The sequence below is a fragment of the Pseudophaeobacter leonis genome, assembly GCF_002087335.1.
Taxonomy (GTDB): domain Bacteria; phylum Pseudomonadota; class Alphaproteobacteria; order Rhodobacterales; family Rhodobacteraceae; genus Pseudophaeobacter; species Pseudophaeobacter leonis.
On the sequence record NZ_MWVJ01000041.1, the window covers coordinates 1 to 15,696 of the forward strand.

At 59.8% G+C, this 15,696-nt stretch carries 10 protein-coding genes and 2 pseudogenes; 5 read left to right on the forward strand and 7 right to left on the reverse strand.

Annotated elements, in window-relative coordinates; genetic code table 11:
- Nucleotides 1–1,450: betaine-aldehyde dehydrogenase (gene betB, locus B4968_RS10395; RefSeq protein ID WP_083098822.1), on the reverse strand; the 1,450-nt coding region annotated here is incomplete at its 3' end.
- A 45-nt stretch (nucleotides 1,451–1,495) separates the two neighbouring features.
- Entirely contained in the window at nucleotides 1,496–3,016 is a 1,521-nt protein-coding gene (betC, locus tag B4968_RS10400) for a choline-sulfatase (RefSeq protein ID WP_083098825.1), read from the reverse strand.
- A 297-nt stretch (nucleotides 3,017–3,313) separates the two neighbouring features.
- Between betC and betI the strand changes: the two genes are divergently transcribed.
- Nucleotides 3,314–3,889 (forward strand): choline-binding transcriptional repressor BetI, encoded by a 576-nt coding sequence (gene betI, locus B4968_RS10405; protein WP_083098827.1) that lies wholly within the window; start codon nucleotides 3,314–3,316, stop codon nucleotides 3,887–3,889.
- A gap of 193 nt (nucleotides 3,890–4,082) precedes the next feature.
- On the opposite strand, the gene B4968_RS10410 is transcribed toward betI, so the two are convergent.
- The 3 genes and pseudogenes from B4968_RS10410 to B4968_RS10420 form a co-directional block, all read right to left on the reverse strand.
- Nucleotides 4,083–5,096, reverse strand: coding sequence for a DUF1036 domain-containing protein (locus B4968_RS10410; RefSeq protein ID WP_161492571.1), 1,014 nt, complete (start codon nucleotides 5,094–5,096; stop codon nucleotides 4,083–4,085).
- Between the two features lie 75 nt (nucleotides 5,097–5,171).
- Nucleotides 5,172–6,034 (reverse strand): annotated as a pseudogene (locus B4968_RS10415) (DMT family transporter).
- A 236-nt stretch (nucleotides 6,035–6,270) separates the two neighbouring features.
- Nucleotides 6,271–6,882, reverse strand: coding sequence for a LysE/ArgO family amino acid transporter (locus B4968_RS10420; RefSeq protein ID WP_083098832.1), 612 nt, complete (start codon nucleotides 6,880–6,882; stop codon nucleotides 6,271–6,273).
- Nucleotides 6,883–7,013: 131 nt separating this feature from the next.
- Between B4968_RS10420 and B4968_RS10425 the strand changes: the two are divergent.
- Both B4968_RS10425 and B4968_RS10430 read left to right on the forward strand, forming a co-directional pair.
- Nucleotides 7,014–7,924: pseudogene (locus tag B4968_RS10425) on the forward strand (LysR family transcriptional regulator ArgP).
- Nucleotides 7,925–8,039: 115 nt separating this feature from the next.
- Entirely contained in the window at nucleotides 8,040–8,885 is an 846-nt protein-coding gene (locus B4968_RS10430; protein ID WP_083098835.1) for a COG3904 family protein, read from the forward strand.
- Between the two features lie 59 nt (nucleotides 8,886–8,944).
- On the opposite strand, the gene B4968_RS10435 is transcribed toward B4968_RS10430, so the two are convergent.
- Nucleotides 8,945–9,685 (reverse strand): YebC/PmpR family DNA-binding transcriptional regulator, encoded by a 741-nt coding sequence (locus B4968_RS10435; RefSeq protein ID WP_083098838.1) that lies wholly within the window; start codon nucleotides 9,683–9,685, stop codon nucleotides 8,945–8,947.
- A 148-nt stretch (nucleotides 9,686–9,833) separates the two neighbouring features.
- Between B4968_RS10435 and B4968_RS10440 the strand changes: the two genes are divergently transcribed.
- Together B4968_RS10440 and B4968_RS10445 are read left to right on the forward strand one after the other, a co-directional pair.
- Nucleotides 9,834–11,609 carry an SLC13 family permease gene (locus B4968_RS10440; protein WP_083098841.1) on the forward strand — a complete coding sequence of 592 codons (1,776 nt, stop codon included), beginning with the start codon at nucleotides 9,834–9,836 and terminating at the stop codon, nucleotides 11,607–11,609.
- A gap of 166 nt (nucleotides 11,610–11,775) precedes the next feature.
- Nucleotides 11,776–13,446, forward strand: a complete 1,671-nt coding sequence (locus B4968_RS10445; RefSeq protein ID WP_083098844.1) for an FAD-binding dehydrogenase — start codon at nucleotides 11,776–11,778, stop codon at nucleotides 13,444–13,446.
- Between the two features lie 469 nt (nucleotides 13,447–13,915).
- Here the strand turns inward: B4968_RS10445 and B4968_RS10450 are convergent, their stop codons facing one another.
- Nucleotides 13,916–15,694 carry an SLC13 family permease gene (locus B4968_RS10450; protein WP_083098847.1) on the reverse strand — a complete coding sequence of 593 codons (1,779 nt, stop codon included), beginning with the start codon at nucleotides 15,692–15,694 and terminating at the stop codon, nucleotides 13,916–13,918.
- Nucleotides 15,695–15,696: the final 2 nt, after the last annotated feature.

The following is a 15,696-nucleotide window of genomic DNA, read 5'->3' on the forward strand; positions in this document are numbered from 1 at the left end:
CCGCCTCAACATCCCCCATACGGACATAAACCGACTTCACCTGGCTGAAATGGTTGAGCGCTTCTTTAGAGTTCTCACGCCCCACGCCCGAGGCCTTGACCCCGCCAAAGGGCGCCTCAACCGGAGCATCATTGTACGAGTTGATAAAGCAGCTGCCGGCCTCGAGATTGCCAATCACCCGGTGGGCGCGGGTGAAATCTTTGGTGAATACACCAGCAGAAAGGCCAAATTCAGTATCATTGGCACGCACCACAACCTCATCCTCGCTGTCAAAATCCAGCACCGACATGACCGGCCCAAAGATCTCTTCGCGCGCAATCGTCATATCGTCCGTCACATCAGCAAAAACAGTAGGCTGCAGATACCAGCCGGGCCTGTCGCAGCGTGCGCCGCCACAGATAAGCCGTGCGCCCTCCTCTTTGCCTTTCTCGATATAGCCCAGCACAATGTTCATCTGGGCTTCACTCACCATGGGGCAAAAGCTGGTGGCGTCGTCCAGAGGATCGCCAATCACCGCATTGCCAACACGCTCTGCCAGCCGGGCAAGGAATTTTTCCTTGATGCCCTTTTGCACAAAAACGCGGGTGCCGTTGGAACAGACCTGCCCCGAAGAGTAAAAGTTGCCATTGATGGCACCACCAACGGCATTATCAATATCTGCGTCCTCAAAGACGATGAGGGGCGATTTGCCCCCCAGCTCCATGGTGACATGCTTCATGCCAGCGGCGGCAGCGGCATAGACCTTTTTGCCGGTGGGGGCAGATCCTGTGAGCGAGACCTTGTTGACGCGCGGGTCCGTCACAAGGGCTCCACCAACCTCACCCAGGCCCTGCACCACGTTGAAAACCCCGGCGGGCAGCCCCGCCTCATGCAGGATCTCGGCAACTTTCAAGGCGCACAGCGGCGTCGCCTCGGAGGGTTTGAACACCATCGTATTGCCACAGGCCAGCGCAGGCGCCGCTTTCCAGCAGGCAATCTGTGTTGGGTAGTTCCAAGCACCGATGCCAACGCACAGGCCAATGGCTTCGCGGATGGTATAAACCCAGTCTTCGCCCATCGGGATATGCTCGCCCGTCAGGCTGCCGGCCAGACCACCAAAATACTCCAGTGAATCCGCCCCCGAGGTGGCATCGGCCACCAGGGTCTCCTGCAGGGGTTTGCCGGTATCATAGGTCTCCAGCACCGACAGATCATAGTTGCGCTCCCGCAGGATATCGGCGGCGCGGCGCAGAATGCGGCCGCGCTCGGTGCCGGTCATCTTGGCCCAGGCCTTTTGCGCCGCTTTGCCGCCTGCCAGCGCCTGTTCAACAATTGCCGGTGTGGCGGCATAGACGGTGGCAATCTCTTCGCCACTTGCGGCATAGATCACCGGGATCGGTGTGCCGGCTTTGTCTTCAACGTATTGACCATTGATGAAATGGCTGGCGGTCGGCTGGGCTGGATGGGTCATTTGAACTCGCATCTGTTGTCGTTCGATAAAGGGGCGAAAGAGAGGTTACTCACCACGCGGGAAACGTTTGTCCCCCTCAAGCGTGTCGAGATTCATATGGTTGCGCATGTAGCGCTCTGAGGCTTTTTGCAAAGGCTGGTAATCCCAGGGGTAGTAGCCGCCCTGACGCAGAGCCTCGTAGACCACCCAGCGCCGCGCCTGGCTGGCGCGCACATCAGCATCAAACCGCGCCAGATCCCAGCGCGCCTCGGACTTGGCCCTAAGGGTCTGCAGCGTGTCGGCATGGGCAGGATCTTCGGCGAGATTGCTCAGCTCCAGGGGATCCGTCTCCAGATCAAACAGCTGATCCGGATCGAGGCTGCAGCGGTTGTAATTCCATTTGCCATGGCGCAGCGACACCAGCGGCGCATAAGAGGCCTCGGCCGCGTATTCCAGCGTCACCGGACTGCTGCGTTCCGCACCACGGGCCAGCGGTGAGATATCCTCGCCATCGGTCCAGGGAGCGATCTCGTCCATCGCAAGGCCCGCCAGTGCCCCCAGCGTTGGGGTCACATCCAGCGTTGAAACAGGTGTTTCAATCAGTCCTGCAGGCATATCCGGCGCCGCAATCATCAGCGGCACCCGCGCCGAGCCTTCAAAAAAGCTCATCTTGAACCAGAGGCCCCGTTCGCCCAGCATATCGCCGTGATCCGACACAAACAGAATGGTCGCCTCTTGCCGGGTGTCTTCCAGCACCTGCAGGATCTCGCCGATTTTATCATCCAGATAGGAAATATTGGCAAAATAGGCCCGGCGCGCCCGTTTGATATGGTCTTCGGTGATGTCAAAGCTGCGCCAGTCATTGGCGTCAAAAATCCGCTTTGAGTGCCCATCGTGATCCGCATAATCCATCGCCGGAACCTTGGGCAGCAGATGCGCGCAGTCCTCATAGAGATCCCAGTATTTCTTGCGGGCCACATAGGGGTCATGCGGATGGGTAAAGCTAACGGTCAGCGCCCAGGGCCGCGCATCAAGCCCACGTGACAGCTCATAAAGTTTCGCCGTGGCATTATAGGCCACCTCGTCATCATATTCCATCTGGTTCGAGGTCTCGGCCACCCCGGCGCCGGTGACAGAGCCCATATTGTGATACCACCACTCGATGCGTTCGCCGGGCTTGCGGTAATCCGGCGTCCAGCCAAAATCGGCCGGGTAGATATCGGTGGTGAGGCGGTCTTCAAAGCCGTGCAGCTGGTCGGGGCCAACAAAATGCATCTTGCCGGACAGGCAGGTGTAATATCCTGCGCGCCGCAAATGATGCGCATAGGTGGGGATGTCGCTGCGGAATTCAGCCGCATTGTCATAAACGCCAGTGCGCGAAGGCAACTGGCCCGACATAAAACTCGCACGCCCCGGCGCACAGAGCGGCGAGGCGGTATAGGCGTTGGCAAAGCGGCTTGAGCGCGCCGCCAGTTTTTTCAGATTTGGAGCATGCAGCCAGTCTGCCGGACCATCCGGAAACAGTGTCCCGTTCAACTGATCAACCATCAGGATCAGGATATTCGGCTTTGTCGTCGGCCTTGTCATAGGCTGTGCTCTCCGGTGTTGCGGGCAGGTTTGCCCGGTTCAGTGTCGGCCCTGTTTGGTTGCCTGTTTGATCGCCTGGCTGGCAGCCCCTGCTCCGTTCGCGTCATCGTAAAAGCCCCTCCTCTTGTCAGACAGGAGAGCGGCGGATCAAAAGCCGGATTCAAGCGCCCCTGAACATGAAAGTGGTTTTTAGCACGGAAAACTTATTGACCAAACACATTTTTAAATGATGGTACAAGTTTCCGCATCCCAAGAACAACAGTTGAAACCTGGAGCCAAGTAACGCAAAACTTTGGCATGGGAAGAAAACGTATCAGAGATATTCGCAACGAAGAATTGATTGAAGCCACCATCGTGGCGGTGCATAAGCGCGGCTACTCTGTTGTTACCATGTCAGAAATCGCGCAGGAGGCCGGGGCTTCTGCGGCATCCATCAACTATTACTTCGGATCAAAAGAAGGATTGATGGAGGCCACGATGCGGCATTTGCTGCGCAAATTGCGCCACGCCATGATCACCGGCTACGCCAGGGCGCAGACCCCCAAGGAGCGTCTTTATGCGGTGATGGACGCAAATTTTTCCGATGCGCTCTTTACCGTTCCGCAGTGCAGCATCTGGATGCAGTTCTGGGCCAATGCCCCCTATTCGCCGCGCCTGTCGCGCCTGCATCGAATCAACCGCACCCGCGTGCGCAGTCATGTGCGGGCTGAACTGAGCAATCTGCTGCCGCCTGACCGGGTGGAAACCGCCCGGAGTGCCCTGCAGTGTTACATGGATGGGGTCTGGCTTGAGGCGGCGCAGTCCGAACGCAAAATACAGCCAGCCTCTGCGCGCCGGGCAGCTCATCAAGTGGTTGACTTAACGCTCTCATAAGTCAGGTCACATGCAGGCATTTGATCGCTTCGCGACATGAGACATGACAAGCGCCCGCATGACCTGCTGCCCCCTGGCAGATGGCCAGACTGGTCATCTGTTCGCATAGGGAGTTTGGCGCCAATGCAATGGCGCAGACCCAACTGCGCCGTGCAGCAGCTGGTCTTGCCCGCAGCAGCTGGTTCAGGCTGGCCTAGTTCAGTCTGTAATAGCGCAGCTCGGTGCCACGCGGCAGATAGATCAGGACGAGCTCCATCTCTGAAACCTCTTTGATCGCATAGCACAGGCCAGTCCCGCCCTGACTGTCCCAGGCATAGAGATATTGCCCCTTGGTATTGAACTCGCCACAATAGGGCATCACCGAGAGATACTCCATTGAGGTGAGCGCGCCGCGGTATCTGTTTTGCCGCCCGCTGCCCACGACAGTAAATTCGTCGTTTGGATCAACAACCGAATACCACTCGCCCTGTAGCTTTTTGTGGATTTGGTCCTGGGTATTTGGCGCGCGCTCCTGCACGCTGCGCAAGACAAGCGAGACCGCGTTGTCATAGAGGCTAAACCAGTCGCCCTCGATCTGCACCGGAGTGCCGGGGGTCATATTGCGCAAGATCGTGAATATTTCTGCTGGGGTGCGGCTGTCCTCGGTCACCGTGAACACCCGTCCGGCACCAACAAAGGCGCAGAACCGTTCTGTGCCGCGAAACACCGGGGAGCAGCCATGAAACATAGCCTCTCCCTTAAAGGGAAGGCCCCAGGTGCCAGGGCTTGAGGGAATTTTGGCCTCTGCCTGGCCTTCGCTTTGTATCGAATGCGTGCTTAGACTCTGGCTGTAGTGCGTCGTTCCCCTGCCAACATCGATTTTTGCAAAATAGCTTTTTTCATAGCCGCGGCGCGCACAGTCATTGTCGCCAGCAATGGTGAAGAGGCCGTCACGGGTACAAAACGACAACCGGTCATGCTGGAACAGACGACCAGGGCTTTCGGCACGGAAATAGTAGAACCGGAAGTCCAGATCTCCCTTAACCGCTGCGATGCAGGCAGAGGGCGCCAGTTGCCACCAGCCCTCAGAGACCCAGTGTCCGTCCTGTTTATACCCAATAGCGATTTTGTGTCGCGCAGCTGTATCGTTGCAGATTTCCAGCTCAGCCCAGGCCGGGCCGACAAGCCAGAAGATCCAAAACGCCAGCGCGCTTGCTATTTTTGCCATTCGCCACGCCATTACTTAATAATCCCGTCAGCCAGAACGCATTTCTATTCTCAAAATGTAACCAAAATACAAAACTCAAACCTTGGTCGCCGCATCCGGCGGAGTAATCGCACGCTTCTTTAACACGGCCTCTCGCCATGTAATGAAGCTGATCGCCGCCAGGAATCAGACCGCCCCCAAACACAACCCAGATATCGACGGGCTCAGAGAACACCAATGCTCCGAGCAGTGTTGCCCAAATCAGTTGGAGAAAGGTTACCGGCTGCGTCACCGTCAAGCGGGCTGCGGCAAAGGCCAGCGTCATGGTGTAGTGCCCTGCGGTCGCAAAGCAGGCAACGGCAAAGAGAATAGCCAGCTCCTGCAGGGTTGGCGTGACCCAGACGGCGGCCGCAAAAGGCGCCAGCCCCAGCGTCACCCAGATCGACAACATTCGCCACCACAACCACCGGATTGGTGCCATCCACGGTGAATTTCGCCAGCAGATACGAGGTCCCAAAGGCCAGCGCGGTAAACATCATCGCAATATGGCCGGGAGAGATTTCGCGAAACCCGGGGCGCAAAATGATCACCGCCCCCAGCAAAGCGGCGACAACCGCAGCGATGCGCCGCGCCGCCAGCTTTTCGCCCAGAAACAAGGCGGCTCCCAGCGTCACATAGACCGGCGACAGGTAATTCATCGCCGTCACTTCGGCCAGGGGAATCTGGGTCATCGCAAAAAACCACAGCATCACCCCGCCCGAATGCACCACACCGCGTCCGGCAAACAGCAACCACAGCTTTGGCGTCAGCGTCACACGCCGCAATGCTCCGGCCATGGGGATGAGAAACACCAGCCCCAAAAGATAGCGCAGAAATGCAGATTCTGCTGGCGGAATACGATGCCCGAGATACTTTACCAGAGCCGTCACCGCCACAAAGTTCAGCCCGGTCACAAACATCCAGAATACCCCACGCAGAGGCGCGTCGCGGAATCCTTCAGTATCAACTTTTGTGTTCATGTGATGACAGAACACCCAATTTTCGGGCAGCACAAGTCTTCACAAGGCAATTACCTCATTTGAGAGTATTTCCAGGACCAGAGCCCCCGGCGCTGCCCGGCCACTGCCCAGCTACCAGCCAGCCACCACCGCGACAAAGCTATGCGACCAGTGACGCAGTCCGGTTTTCAGTCCGGTCACATCAGCAGTAGTTTTGCCGCAATCGCCCACATTGTCAGGCCCACAATGACATCCAGCAGCTGCCAGGCCCGAGGCCGTGCAAAGACGGGAGCCAGAAGGCTGGCGCCATATCCCAACAAAAAGAAAAAGGTAAAACTGGACAGGATCGCGCCCATCCCAAAAAGCCGGGCGTCCGGGTATTGCGACGAGATCGACCCCAAAAGCACCACGGTGTCCAAATAAACATGCGGGTTCAGCCAGGTCAGCGCAAGAACCGTGGTCAGAACCGGCAGCAGCGGCAAATCCGCCTTGCCAACCATAGCCTCCAGCGCCTCCCCGCCCTTCCAGGCAGCCATCAGGCTGCGCGCGCCATACCAGACGAGAAAGGCAGCGCCGCCAAACCGCATCACCGTTTCAAACCAGGGCAGTGCCTGCGCCAATGATCCAAAGCCAAGCACCCCGGCAGCAATCAACAGCGCATCCGAGGTCGCACAGGCAAGGCAGGTCCAGAACACATGCTGCCGCTTCAGCCCCTGCCGCAACACAAAGGCATTCTGGGCACCAATCGCCAGAATCAGGCTAAAGCCCAGACCAAATCCGGCAATCAGGCTTGGAGGTAAAAATGTCATGCGTCATATCTTTCCTATGGGTCATCTCTGTCAGGTCTTTGTCTGTTCGGGCTTTGTCTGTCAGAGCTTTGACTAGCGCCCGCACTCAGGATAGTAAAATTAAAGATCGTAACCCAAAGTAAGCACAGCTAATGAAGTTTGATCCCAACCACCTCGCCGCCCTCTCTGCAGTTTTGCGTCTTGGCTCGTTTGAGGCCGCCGCCCAAACCCTTGCCGTGACACCCTCAGCAATCTCGCAACGGATCAAGGCCCTTGAGGAGCGGGTTGGCAGTGCTTTGGTCAAACGCGCCCTGCCCTGCAGCGGCACCGAGGCCGGTCTGCGGCTGGCAAAACACGCCGAGGACGTCGCCCTGCTCGAAGGGCTTGTCTCCCGCGAGCTGGCCCTTGAAGGCGGGGATGACGAGGCACCGCCCCGGCTGCGGGTGGCAGTGAATGCTGACAGCCTCGCCATCTGGTTCATCGAGGCCATGGCAGCAACACCCGATTTACTGTTGATCTGGTCATCGACGATCAGGACCACAGCGCCGCGTGGCTGAAACGCGGCGAAGTCTCCGCCGCCGTCACTGCTGCTGTCACCTCCCATGACACGCCGATCTCGGGCTGCAATGCCATGCCGCTGGGCGCCATGCGATATCAGCCCAGCGCCAGCCCCGGCTATATGGCCAAATGGTTCGCAAAAGGCATCACGCCCCAGGCGCTGGCCCGCGCCCCCTGCCTGACTTTCAATGCCAAAGACGCGCTGCAACGGCGGTGGATCGAGCAGTATTTCAGCACCGACATCACGCCGCCTGCGCATTTCATTCCCTCCACCCAGGGATTTGCCGATGCCGCCATGGCGGGCCTTGGCTGGGGCATGAACCCGGAGGGCCTGATTGACAGCGCGCTGCAGTCAGGGCGGCTGGTGACGCTCTTGGCGGACAGCCCGCTCGATGTCGCCCTCACCTGGCAGGTCAGCAGGATCATGGCGCCGGCTCTGGCGCCCCTGACCCGGGCAGTGCTAGGCTCGGCACAACATCATCTGACCCCGCCGCAGCACGCCTAGCCCCTGCCGCGCCACATGAAACGTCGTTTCAACCCGCGCAGTGCGCGCTTTAGAACAGGACAGCACAGAATGCTTGCCTCTGCCGCCCAGACCTGGCGATTTTTGCCCCTGCGTCATGCAGGCTGAGCCGCGCTCGCTCAGAGCCAGCCTGTTTTGGCATATCCTGCTGCCGCGCGGGGCTGCCCTGCTGGTCTGGTGGGGCGCCAACCAGCTGCTGCAGATGCCGCCCACTGTTGTCTGGGGGCTGATCGCTGTCGATGCCCTGTTTCTGATCTGGCTGATACGGGCGCATCTGCGGGCGGCGGATGAGCATATGACAGGATCCGGTGCGATGGCTCCGGTCTGGGGCGGCTATCTGCTGATGCTGATCGCAATCCTGGCCTCTGTGACACTCTGGTGGCAGGCGCTGCTGGTGGCCCATCGTCCCCCCGCAGGCATCCCCTACGCCGAGCAGCGTGCGCTGGAGCGCGCCGCGCGCTACAGCCTCACGCTCTCTGCGGATGGCCTGAGCCTGGTGTTTGACGGCGAGGTGACCTTTGGCCTCACCAAGGCCCTCAAGACCCTGCTGCAACGCCACCCAGAGGTTCGCCAGCTCCGTCTCAGCAGTCCCGGTGGCCTTATCTATGAGGCCCGCGGCGCAGCCCAGCTTATTGCCGCACGCGGCCTTGAGACCACAGCTGCTGGCCTCTGTGCCTCTGCCTGTACCTTGATGTTTGCCGCAGGAGTGCGCCGGGGCCTTGGCCCCCAGGGGCAGCTCGGCTTTCATGGCTATGCGCTGGAAAACTTTGGTGGCCTCCCTCAAGTCGATCTAGCAAGAGAGCAAGGCAAGGACCGCGATTTCCTCATCCGGCAGGGCATCACGGCAGGCTTTGTTGAGCAGATCTACGCCACACCTTCCAGCGCCTTATGGATACCCAGCCCGGAGGCTATGCGCCGCGCCGGTGTTTTACTGGCCCCCTGACCCTAAAAAAGCCCCCGAAAATCGGAGGCTTTTTTCAATTTCTGACAGAGGGCAGCGGCTCAGAGCTGCTCCATCACCTCGTCCGAGGCCTCAAAATTGGTAGTGACGCGCTGTACATCGTCGTCATCTTCCAGCGCATCCACCAGCTTCATCAGCTTTTGCATGCCCTCAAGATCCATCTCAGTGGTGGTGGTGGGCTTCCAAACCAGTTTGGTCGACTCAGAATCGCCCAGCTCGGCCTCCAGCGCGTTGGAGACCTCGTTGAGGTCGCTGTCGGCGCAATAGATCGTGTGGCCGTCGTCGGATGATTCAACATCCTCGGCCCCCGCCTCGATCGCGGCCATCATCACGGTATCCGCATCGCCGACCTCTGCCTTGTAGGTCACTTCACCTTTGCGGTCGAACATGAACCCAACAGAGCCCGTTTCGCCAAGATTGCCACCGTTTTTTGAAAAGGTTGACCGCACAGTCGAGGCCGTACGGTTCTTGTTGTCGGTCATGGTCTCGACGATGACAGCAACACCGTTGGGGCCATAGCCCTCGTAGCGGATCTCGTCATAGTTTTCAGCGTCGCCGCCAATGGCCTTTTTGATGGCGCGATCGATCACATCCTTGGGCACCGACTGGCTTTTGGCTTCTTTGACGGCCATCCGCAGACGGGGGTTTTTATCGACGTCCGGGTCGCCCATTTTGGCGGCCACGGTGATCTCCTTGGCCAGTTTGGAAAACAGTTTTGACCGCACTGCGTCCTGACGACCCTTGCGATGCTGGATGTTTGCCCATTTTGAGTGGCCTGCCATGGTAGATCCTTTGTCTCTTGCGTGCTTGAATTGGCGCTCATATAGCCTTGGAGAGCCCCTGTTTTCAAGCACTCCTGACATTGCCCTGACTCCACGCGAAAAAGCAGTGCTCCCTTGCCCCTCCTGTCCTAACAGCTAAAGTGCCGCCATGACATTTGACCAGATCGCATTATTCACCATTTTTGCCGCCGTTTTTGCCATGTTCCTCTGGGGGCGGTTTCGCTATGATATCGTCGCCTTCAGCGCGCTGATGATCTCGGTAGTGCTGGGGTTGGTTCCCACCAGCGACGCCTTTGCCGGTTTTGGCCACCCCGCAACGCTGGTTGTGGCGCTGGTGCTTATCGTCTCAGCTGGGCTGGTGCGCTCGGGTGCCGTCTTTCTGATCACCCGCACCCTGGTGGACAGTTCGCGCTCTCTGGGCGGGCATATCGCCCTGATGGGCGGTATTGGCGCCGTGCTTTCGGCCTTTATGAACAATGTCGCCGCCCTGGCCCTGTTGATGCCTGTCGACATCCAGACCGCCCGCAAGGCAGGCCGCATGCCAGGCTTGAGCCTGATGCCGCTCTCCTTTGCCACGATCCTTGGCGGTATGGCCACACTGATCGGCACCCCACCCAATATCATCATCGCCTCGATCCGGCAGGAGACCCTGGGTGAGCCGTTTGGCATGTTTGATTTTGCGCCCGTTGGCGGCATTGCCGCCCTGGCCGGCCTCGCCTTTGTTGCCCTTGTCGGCTGGCGGCTGATCCCGCAGCGCGACGCGGGCGCTGGCAACACCGAGGCGCAACTCGCTGATTACATGGCAGAACTCACGGTGCCTGAGGGCTCGAACCTGATCGGCAAACGCCTGGGCGCTCTGGACAAAGAAGCAGAACAGGCCGATGTCGCAATCCTGGGCCTGATCCGCGCAGGCAAGCGCCTCTATGGCCGCGCCACCGGGTCTTTGCTGCAGGCAGGCGACACGCTGGTGATCGAGGCCACGCCCGAGGCTCTGGATGAATTTCGCACCACCTTGTCGCTGGATTTCGCCGATGCCGCCCGCCAGGAAAAACTGAAGGCCGCCGGGGAGGGGCTGGAAGTGATCGAGGTTGTGGTGCCGGAAACCGCCCGTATCAAGGGCCGCTCGGCACAGTCACTGGGGCTGGCCTGGCGGCAAAACACCGTGCTGCTGGGGTTGTCGCGGCAGGGACGGCGCCTCACCAGTCACATCCGCCAGACCGAGATCGAGGCGGGCGATATCCTGTTGTTGCTCTGCCCGCGCGACCGCAGCGCCGATGTTACCGAATGGCTGGGATGTTTGCCGCTGGCAGAGCGCGGTCTTGCCGTCACGGCCAACGACAAGACCTGGGCCGCTATTGGTTTGTTTGCTCTGGCCGTTCTGGCCGCGTCGCTTGGTCTGGTCTATCTGCCTGTCGCGCTGGGGATGGTGGTGGTCGCCTATGTGTTGATCAAGATCCTGCCGGTGGCGGAAATCTATGACCATGTGGAATGGCCCGTTGTGGTTCTGTTGGGATCGATGATTCCGCTGGGAGCTGCGCTGGACTCCTCTGGAGGTACCGCTTTGATTGCCAATGGGTTGATTGATCTGACGGCGGGGCTGCCCTCTTGGGTGGTACTGACTGTGCTGATGGTGGTGACCATGACGCTGTCGGATGTGCTCAACAACACGGCAACGGCGATTGTTGCCGCCCCTGTTGGCATCCAGATGGCCAATGCGCTTGGGGTGTCGCCCGATCCGTTCCTGATGGCCGTGGCCGTGGCGGCCTCTGCGGCCTTCCTCACGCCGATTGGCCATAAGAACAACACCCTGGTTCTGGGGCCAGGAGGCTACCACTTTGGCGACTACTGGCGTATTGGCCTGCCGCTTGAGCTTTTGGTCATCGCGGTGTCGATCCCCTCGATTTTGATCTTCTGGCCACTATAGGCCCCTGTCCACAGGCCCCACAGTTCACAGCCCCACAGCTCACAGGGCCCACATCCCTGACCCCACGGCAGAGCGCTGAAAGAATTGCCCAAAGCGCCTGCCTGCGCGTAAGCTGCAGAAAAACCCCGCAACTGGCCGGGGGCTGATCTGTAACCAGGAGGGGCAAATGGCGGATGGTTCGGACAACCACGCAGATGTGATCATTGTGGGGGCTGGCATTGCCGGGCTCGCAGCGGCCTGTGAGCTGGGAGACCGTGGCAAACGGGTGATCTTGCTGGATCAGGAGCCAGCGCAGTTCCTTGGCGGTCAGGCCCATTGGAGCCTGGGCGGGCTGTTTATGATCGACACCCCCGAGCAACGACGCATGGGGATCAAAGACTGTCACGATCTGGCCCGGCGCGACTGGATGGGCAGCGCGCAGTTTGACCGCTCTGAGGACGACTGGCCCCGGCAGTGGGCCCGTGCCTATCTGCATTTTGCCTCCGGTGAAATGCGCCCCTGGCTGCATGAGATGGGTATGCGGTGGTTTCCCGTGGTTGGCTGGGCCGAACGCGGCGGCAGCACCGCCGAGGGCCACGGCAACTCGGTGCCGCGGTTTCATGTGACCTGGGGCACTGGCCCCGGCGTCGTCGCCCCCTTTGTTGCCCGCCTGCAGGCCCATATCGCGGCCGGACGCGTATTGTGCCGGTTCCGCCATCAGGTCAGCCACATCATTGTGCAGACAGGCGAGGTCAAAGGCGTCTCAGGCGAGGTGCTGGCCGCAGATGCAGCACCACAGGGCGCCCGAACCAACCGCCAGGAAATTGGCGAGTTTGAAGTCTATGCCCCCTCGGTGATCGTGGCCTCTGGTGGCATAGGCGGCAATCTTGAACTGGTGCGCAAAAACTGGCCGCGCGACCGGCTGGGAGAGCCACCAAAAAACATGGTGGCCGGCGTGCCCTTTCACGTCGACGGCCGGATGATCCCCATTGCCGAGGCCGCAGGCGGCCATGTGATCAATGGCGACCGCATGTGGCACTACACCGAAGGGCTGCGCAATTGGGACCCGATCTGGCCCAACCATGGCATTCGCATCCTGCCCGGCCCCTCGTCGATGTGGTTTGACGCGCGCGGCGACCGCCTGCCGGCCCCTTGGCTGCCTGGTTTTGACACGCTGGCCACCCTCAAGGAGATCCTGAAAACCGGCTATGACTACAGCTGGTTCATCCTCAGCCAAAAGATCATCGAGAAAGAATTTGCCCTGTCCGGGTCGGAACAGAACCCCGATCTGACCTCGGGCAAATGGCTGGAGGTGCTCAAGGCGCGGCTGCTCTCACGGGGCAGCGCCCCCGCTCCGGTGGAGGCCTTTAAAAAACACGGGAAGGACTTTGTCGTAGCTGAAGATCTCGCGGAACTGGTCGCCGGTATGAACCGCATCGCAGAGGTGCCGCTGAATGAGACCCACCTGCGCCGCCAGATTGAGGCGCGTGACGCCCAGGTGGACAACCCCTTTGCCAAGGATGCGCAGGTGATCGCCATCAATGCGGCCCGCAACTATCGCGGCGACAAATTGATCCGCACCGCCAAACCGCACCGTATTCTGGACCGTCACAACGGGCCGCTGATCGCCGTGCGCCTCAATATCCTGACCCGCAAGACCCTGGGCGGGCTGCAGACCAATCTGGACAGTCAGATGGTTGGCTCCGATGGTAAGCCAGTTGCGGGGCTGTTTGCCGTGGGAGAGGCTGCGGGTTTTGGCGGCGGCGGCTATCATGGCTACAACGCGCTGGAAGGCACCTTCCTTGGGGGCTGCCTGTTTTCGGGGCGCCTGGCAGGGCGTTCTGATCTGATTGCATAACTGCATACCGGCAGGGTGCGTTGGGTTCAGCACTGAACCGGATCAGCCCTAAACCGGGCATTGATCGGTATAAAGAAGCCCCGAAACCCGCTTGCGCGGATCACAAGGCCGACTACGCCCTCATCAGATACGCCCAAAAAGGGTGAGGGCACATCTGATGAGGGCGTAGCGAAATTTTAAACAAGAACCTGCGACAGCAGGGCAATGCCTGATGCTGCTGCAAAAAGGAAAACCAAAAATCCACGTCTGAAAGTCATGAAAATCACCTCGCTGAAAAAATGTTTGCCCCTTTGATATAGGGTGGAATGTGTAACATTCACTCTACGGGTCACAATTTCGGCGATATCTTGCGCATCTTGCGTGGCATTCCCCCGGCTTAAGGCGTGATCAGGCCATATTCACAGGACCATGCTCACAGGACCATTCTCACAGGGGTCATGCTTACAGGGTCATGCTCACAGGGTCATGCTCACAGGGGCCAAAGCACTGGGATAATTGCCGAGGCCAAAAGACCAATGCTGAGGTTCAGCGGGATACCGACCCGCAGGAAATCGGTGAACTTGTAGCCTCCGGGGCCGTAGACCAGCATATTGGTCTGATAGCCAATTGGCGTGGCAAAGGACGCCGAGGCCGCAACCATCACAGCCACCACCAATGGCCGGGGGTCCACCCCCATGGTCTGCGGCAGCCCCACGGCAATGGGCGTCACCACCACAGCCACCGCATTGTTCGACACCAGCTCTGTCAGCACCGGGGTCAAAAGATATATCGCCCAGACAAGCACAAAGGGCGGCAAGTCCATCAGCGCCGGAGCAATGCCATTGGCAATGAGCCCCACCGCCCCTGAGCTCTCCAGCGCGGCGCCAATCGCCAGCATCGAGAAAATCAGCGCCAACAGCCGCCCATCCACAAAAGAAAAGGCCTCATCCGCGTCAATACAGCGGGTGATCAGAACGCCAGCCACCACAATGACCGAGAGCATCAGGATCGGGGCCACGCCAAAGGCCGCCAGAACCACGATCGACAGCAGGCCGATTAGGGCCAGCGGCGCATGGCTGCGCCGGTAGGCCCGCTGGGTCGGCTGCGACACATCCGCCATGTCCATATCCGAGGCCAAGCGCTGGATATCGCCCGGCGCCCCTTCGAGCAGCAGCGTGTCGCCAACCCGCACCACCAGATCATCCAGCTGTACGCCAATGTTCTGATTACGCCGGTGCACCGCCAGCACATAGACCCCATAGCGCCGCCGCAGGCGCATGGCGCCCAGAGAGCGGCCGACCAGTCGGCAGCCCGGCGTCACCAGAACCTCAACCGTCTTGGTCTCGACCGCAGAAACCTGATCGACCCGCTTCAGTTCTTTGTTTGCCTGCAGGCTCAACAGTTCGGTCATTTCCGTACGCAGTACCACCCGGTCCCCCACCTGCAGCATCACCCCTTTGAGGTTGCGGCGCAGCGAGATATCACCGCGCACGAGGTCAATCAGCCGCACGCCGGGACGCTTGAACAGTTGCACCCCAGTGACTTCGCGACCAAGCAGGTTGCTGTCTGGCGGGATCACCGCCTCGGTAAAGAACTTCATCTTCGAGCGGTCACTGAGCAGCATCGCCATGCTGTCGCGGTCTGGCAGCAATCGCGGCGCAATATAGCGCAGATAGATCATGCCCCAGATCACCAGCACCAGGCCCAGAGGCGTGACTTCAAAAATCGTAAATGGCGCCAGCCCCTGCGCCCGTGCAACCCCGTCCACCAGCAGGTTGGTCGAGGTGCCGATCAAGGTGAGGGTGCCGCCAAGGATGGCCGCATAACTCAGCGGGATCAGCATCTTGGATGCAGAAACGCCCAGGGTGCGCGCGATTTGCACAAAGACAGGGATCATCACCACCACCACAGGGGTGTTGGAAACCACCGCCGAGGCCGTCACCACAAAAACCATGAGCAGAGCAATGGCCCGTTTAGGATTGACCTCTGCCTGTTTGCGCGCCCGGGCGGTAAAGGCATCCAAGGCGCCCGTGCGCACAAGCGCGCTCATGATGATGAACATCGCCGCAATCGTCCAGGGCGCCGGATTGGACAGCACCGCGACTGCGCTGTCATAGGGCAACACGCCAGTTATGAGCATGAGCGACACCCCCGCCAGGGCAACCACCTCGGTCGGATAGCTCTCGCGCAGAAACGCCACGAACATCAGCCCCACGATGACCAGCGTCAGAATTGCGCCGCCATTTGGGATAGAATTGATCAGATCCATGC

Excerpts from the sequence above, each read along its gene's own strand:
- betC (WP_083098825.1), bottom strand. The coding sequence starts at position 3,016 with ATGACAAGGCCGACGACAAAGCCGAATATCCTGATCCTGATGGTTGAT.
- betI (WP_083098827.1), top strand. The coding sequence starts at position 3,314 with ATGGGAAGAAAACGTATCAGAGATATTCGCAACGAAGAATTGATTGAA.
- B4968_RS10410 (WP_161492571.1), bottom strand. The coding sequence starts at position 5,096 with ATGGCAAAAATAGCAAGCGCGCTGGCGTTTTGGATCTTCTGGCTTGTC.
- B4968_RS10420 (WP_083098832.1), bottom strand. The coding sequence starts at position 6,882 with ATGACATTTTTACCTCCAAGCCTGATTGCCGGATTTGGTCTGGGCTTT.
- B4968_RS10430 (WP_083098835.1), top strand. The coding sequence starts at position 8,040 with ATGCAGGCTGAGCCGCGCTCGCTCAGAGCCAGCCTGTTTTGGCATATC.
- B4968_RS10435 (WP_083098838.1), bottom strand. The coding sequence starts at position 9,685 with ATGGCAGGCCACTCAAAATGGGCAAACATCCAGCATCGCAAGGGTCGT.
- B4968_RS10440 (WP_083098841.1), top strand. The coding sequence starts at position 9,834 with ATGACATTTGACCAGATCGCATTATTCACCATTTTTGCCGCCGTTTTT.
- B4968_RS10445 (WP_083098844.1), top strand. The coding sequence starts at position 11,776 with ATGGCGGATGGTTCGGACAACCACGCAGATGTGATCATTGTGGGGGCT.
- B4968_RS10450 (WP_083098847.1), bottom strand. The coding sequence starts at position 15,694 with ATGGATCTGATCAATTCTATCCCAAATGGCGGCGCAATTCTGACGCTG.